Annotated in this window: 5 protein-coding genes and 1 tRNA gene; 2 read left to right on the top strand and 4 right to left on the bottom strand. The window is 71.8% G+C overall.

The features are described from left to right. The 3 genes from ABD298_RS12375 to ABD298_RS12365 all read right to left on the bottom strand — a co-directional run. On the bottom strand, window positions 1-835 hold an 835-nt coding region (locus ABD298_RS12375), incomplete at its 3' end, for a PP2C family protein-serine/threonine phosphatase (RefSeq protein ID WP_344300019.1). Window positions 836-837: 2 nt separating this feature from the next. Beyond that, window positions 838-1311 (bottom strand): FHA domain-containing protein FhaB/FipA, encoded by a 474-nt coding sequence (locus ABD298_RS12370; RefSeq protein ID WP_344300018.1) that lies wholly within the window; start codon window positions 1309-1311, stop codon window positions 838-840. Further along, window positions 1308-2030, bottom strand: a complete 723-nt coding sequence (locus ABD298_RS12365) for an FHA domain-containing protein (RefSeq protein WP_208711099.1) — start codon at window positions 2028-2030, stop codon at window positions 1308-1310. The genes ABD298_RS12370 and ABD298_RS12365 overlap by 4 nt, the downstream gene beginning before the upstream one ends. Window positions 2031-2307: 277 nt before the next feature. Between ABD298_RS12365 and ABD298_RS12360 the strand changes: the two genes are divergently transcribed. Beyond that, a tRNA-Leu gene (locus ABD298_RS12360) sits at window positions 2308-2390 on the top strand. Between the two features lie 89 nt (window positions 2391-2479). Here the strand turns inward: ABD298_RS12360 and ABD298_RS12355 are convergent. Continuing rightward, complete coding sequence (locus tag ABD298_RS12355) at window positions 2480-3967, bottom strand: lipase maturation factor family protein (protein WP_344300017.1); 1488 nt, start codon at window positions 3965-3967, stop codon at window positions 2480-2482. 73 nt (window positions 3968-4040) lie between these two features. Here ABD298_RS12355 and ABD298_RS12350 point away from each other — a divergent pair. Then, the coding region (locus ABD298_RS12350; protein ID WP_344300015.1) for a fluoride efflux transporter FluC at window positions 4041-4609 on the top strand (569 nt) is incomplete at its 3' end.

Below are 4609 nucleotides of genomic sequence, written 5' to 3'. Positions count from 1 at the left end.
GGGCGGCGGCGGAGTTCCCGGGGGTGCGCGCGGCCGCCGCTGCGGCGAGCGGCGCGGCAGCCGGGGGAGCGGCGGGAGCCGGCAGCGCGTCGTCGTCCTCCTCGGTGGCCTCGACGTCGGCGACGATCACCGTGACGTTGTCCGGGGCGCCGGCGGCGAGGGTCAGCTCGATAAGCCGGTCCGCGCACTCGGCTCGGTCGTCGTACTCGCGCAGCGTGCGCTCGACGAGGGGCAGCGGAACGTAGTTGAGCCCGTCCGAGCACAGGAGCCACCGCTCGCCCTCGACCGCGGGGAAGGTGGAGAGGTCCAGTTCGGGGCTCGCGTCGACGTCGCCCAGGACGCGCATGAGCACGTTCTTGTGCGGGTGGGTCTCGGCCTCCTCGGGGCGCAGGCGGCCTTCGTTGATGAGGCGCTGGACGAAGGTGTGGTCCACCGAGACCTGCTCGAGGTCGTTGCCGCGCAGCCGGTAGGCGCGGGAGTCGCCGATGTGGGCGAATGCGAACGTGTCCCCGGAGAGGAGGATCGCGGTGACGGTGGTGCCCATCCCTGCCAGGAGCGGGTTGGCGCTCACGAGCTCGGACAGCAGGGAGTTGGCCGTCTGGATCTCGTCGGCGAGCTGGGTCGCCGCCTCGCCGGGTGCGTAGTCGCCGTGGTCGAGGTGGATGAGGTCCAGTACCGTCGAGGCGCTCGCCACGTCCCCGCCCGCGTGGCCGCCCATGCCGTCGGCGACGACGGCGAGGTGACGGCCCGCATACGCGGAGTCGTCATTCTTGGAACGGAGCCGGCCCACGTCGGAGCGGGCGGCGTAGCGGAGGACCAGACGGGCGTCAGCCAAGATCAGGGCCTCAGCTCGATCACGGTCTTGCCGATGCGGATCGGCACACCGAGCTCGACCGGCTGGGCACGGGTGAGCTGCTGATCGGCGAGGTAGGTGCCGTTGGTCGACCCGAGGTCCTCGATGAACCAGCGGCTGCCCTGCGGGAAGAGGCGCGCGTGCCGGCCGGAGGCATAGTCGTCCTCGAGGACCAGCGTGGCCTCCTGGGCGCGCCCGAGCAGGATGGGGCTCTCGGCCAGCGGGAGGCTCGTGCCCGCGAGGGGGCCCTCGACGACGACCAGACGGTGGGCCTGCTGCCTCGCCGGAGGCTCTGCGAGCTCCGGGTTGCGGCGTACCTGCCGCGCGGTGGGGGCCCCCGTCTTGTTGCGCCGACCCACGGCCAGGTCGCGGCGCATGGCGCCCACAACGCTGAAGACCATGAGCCAGAGCAGCAGAAGGAAGCCCAACCGCAGAGCGGTGAGCGTCAGCTCATTCACGCGTTTCCTCCCCGGGGTGCCGGAAGCAGGCGGAAGACGATCTTGGTGCGACCGATGCTGATCGTGGACCCGTCGCGGAGCTCCGCGCTGCCGGAGACCCGCTGGCCGTTGACGTAGCTGCCGTTGGTGGACCCGAGGTCCACCGCATAGGCGGTGCCGGACTCCGTGCGGATCTCGATGTGGCGGCGCGAGACCCCGGTGTCGTCGACGACGATGTCCGCCTCGGACGAGCGTCCGAGCACGACCGAGTCTGCGTTGAGCGAGTACCGCTGGCCGTCGATCTCGAGGACCGGGCTCAGCTGCACGGGCTGACGGCTCGGCGCGGCCGGGATGTTGGGGCGCGGGGCGCCCTTCTCGGTGCGCGAGACGACCTCGAACTCGCCGCCCTTGAGGGACGCGTCGTGGCGGAACGTGAAGCGCACCGGCCCCTGGAGCGTGTACCCCTGGGAGCGCGCGTGCTTGACGGCGACGTCGCACAGCTCCTCGGCGAGGGGCTGGCCCCAGCCGCGGGCCCGTTCGAAGTCGGTGTCCGAGAGATGCGCCTCGAAGACATTGGGGGCCAGCGTGCGGCCCTGGTCGATCGCGAAGGCCTGGTGGTCCATCTCGCGGCGCAGCCGGCTCGCGATCTCGACCGGCTGGACCTGGCCCTTGGAGCCGGTGGAGAAGACGCCGTGAACGGCTTTCTCGATGCCGCGCTCAAGCCTGTCGAGCAGTCCCATGGCCCCTCCTCTCCGGGGTAGACGATCATGCCGGTGGGTGCGTCGCACTGCATCCGGGTCGCACTGCATCCGGAAGGTCGGTCCGCCCGGGCACAGTCCTGTGACGATACTACTGGGCGCCTCTGGGTCCCGCCTGAACGGCCCGGTACCGTCCCTGTAACGATGCAGCCCGCCCATCCTCTCCCCTCCGGCAGGCGATTTCGCAATCGCCGCAGCGCTCCGCTATGCTGGTTCTCGCTGCTTTCACGGGTTCGGAGACGGTCTCGGGAAGTGCCACGCGCGAGTGGCGGAACGGCAGACGCGCTGGCTTCAGGTGCCAGTGTCCGAAAGGGCGTGCGGGTTCAAATCCCGCCTCGCGCACAGTTGAAGGGCTCCGGTCGATGACCGGGGCCCTTCGCGTTTTCCCAGGGGTCCGCCACCCGCGAAGCTCTATGCCACCTACGCTCCCCCTACTCGTCCCGCAGCCCGATCGGCCGGATGAGCTCCCGCAGCGGCGTGATGACCCACCGGTGGTGCGTCTCGCGGAACTCCTCGCGGGTCGAGAACTCGTACAGGGCTGAGCGTGCCCGGACCCAGCGCGGCCGTTCGCCGTCGAACGGGTCCTCGCGCAGGAGCTTGAGCGTCGCGGGATCCGCGGCCAGGAGCTTCATGAGGAAGGCGTAGAACCACTCCTCGTGCACGGTCCGCAGGGGGAGGAACCACATGAGCCAGTCGAGGCGCAGGTGGTACGGCGCCCACTGCCGCGGCACCCGGTCAGGCTCGCCCGGCTTGCCCTTGAAGCGGTACTCGCGCCACTCGGCGTCCTCCGCCGGCACCGTGTCGAGCGTGCCCTCCACGACGATCTCCACGCGGATCTTCGTCACCGACCCGAACGCCCCGTACGCGTTCACGAGGGCCCACCGGTTGAAGGCCGCGTTCATCAGCTGGCGCTTCGCGAACAGGTTCCGCAGCGGCCACCAGGACAGCACCACCAGGAGCACCGATGCGGCGAGCACGACGACGACCCACGCCCAGGCGACCCAGTCCCCGGAGGCGGGCCACGCCGTCGTGCGCGGCCGGTCCCACCCGAGGTCCTCGGGGATGAAGGGGACGACGGAGTGCAGGGCCCGGTCGCCCACGGCGGCGAACGCGAGCACGATCGCGGACCAGTTCAGCCACGCGAAGTTTCCGGACAGCACGAGCCACAGCTGCGTCAGGATCACCAGCGCCGCTGCGATGGAGCCGATGGGCTGCGGGAAGAACAGGAAGAACGGCACCGCGAGCTGCGCGACGTGGTTCCCCGCGGCCTCGCAGCGGTGCATCCACTTCGGCAGGAGGTGGAACTGCCGGCTCAGGGGGCCGGGCATCGGCTGGGTCTCGTGGTGGTAGAACAGCGCGGTGAGGTCGCGCCACTCGTCGCCGCCGCGGATCTTGATCATGCCGGCACCGAACTCGAGCCGGAACACGAGCCACACGGTCAGGATCAGGATCGGCGTCGGGGGCGGGACCTGGTCCGAGCCGAGGAACGCGACCGTGAACCCGGCCTCGAGCAGGAGCATCTCCCACCCGAAGCCGTAGAACGTCTGGCCCACGTTCACGATCGACATGTACAGCCCCCACAGCAGCAGGAACGCCAGGAGGGGCACCCACCAGGGGCACAGCTGCGGCACGCCCAGGACCAGCAGCGCGGACACGGCCAGGCCGGCCGCGCAGAACAGGCGGAACAGGCGGTCGGAGTAGCGGAAGCGGAACAGGCTTGGCCGGCGCAGGCGGTGGAAGCCCTCAAGGTACTCCGGGACCGGCAGCAGGCCGCGCTCGCCGAGGAGGGCCGGGAACTGGTTGAGGGAGGAGAGGAACGCGACGAAGAACAGCGCCGCGACCCCTCGCTGCAGTACCCAGCGCGCCACCTCGGAGTCCTCGGCCGCGAACCAGTCGGTGAACCAGGACAGGGCGTCCATGGTCTTCACGGTACCCCGCCGCCACGGATTCACTCGGGCGGATCGGAGGCGAACCCGATAGGCTCGACGCGCCGTGACCGACTCCCAGCCCCGAGACGCCCGCGACGCCTCCGCACCGACGGGTGCCAGCGCGCCGTCGCGCGTCGCTGTGCCCTCGCGGCTGCCCGCGCCGCCTCGCTTCGCGCACCCGTTCTCCCCGGCCGTGCTCGCGCTCGTGTTCGCCGGCGGGGTGCTCGGCGCCCTGTCCCGCTGGGCGCTCGGCGGGGCCATTCCCGCGCCGGGCGGGTGGCCCCTTGCGACCCTGCTGGTCAACCTCGCCGGGGCGCTCGCGCTCGGGGCGCTGCTCGAGACGCTCGCCCGCCGCGGGCCCGACGTCGGCCCGCGCCGACTCGTGCGCCTCACCGTCGGCACGGGGTTCCTCGGCGCCTTCACGACGTACTCCACCCTGGCGGTCGACGGCGCGCGGCTGCTCTCGGCGGGCCGCGCGGGCGACGGCGCGTGGTACCTCGCGCTGAGCCTGCTCGGCGGGGCCGCCGCGACCCTCGCCGGGGTTGCGGGGGCCGCGTGGCTGCACCGAGAGGACCGCCGCGGGCTCGCCGCCGAGGCCCACGTCGCAGCGCACCCCCACGCCCCCCATCCGTC

It is taken from the genome of Sinomonas flava, assembly GCF_039531875.1.
Lineage (GTDB): Bacteria > Actinomycetota > Actinomycetes > Actinomycetales > Micrococcaceae > Sinomonas > Sinomonas flava.
Note: the sequence above shows the minus strand (reverse complement) of the source record. Positions and strands in the feature narration are given on the sequence as shown.

Excerpts from the sequence above, each read along its gene's own strand:
- ABD298_RS12355 (WP_344300017.1), bottom strand. The coding sequence starts at position 3,967 with ATGGACGCCCTGTCCTGGTTCACCGACTGGTTCGCGGCCGAGGACTCC.
- ABD298_RS12365 (WP_208711099.1), bottom strand. The coding sequence starts at position 2,030 with ATGGGACTGCTCGACAGGCTTGAGCGCGGCATCGAGAAAGCCGTTCAC.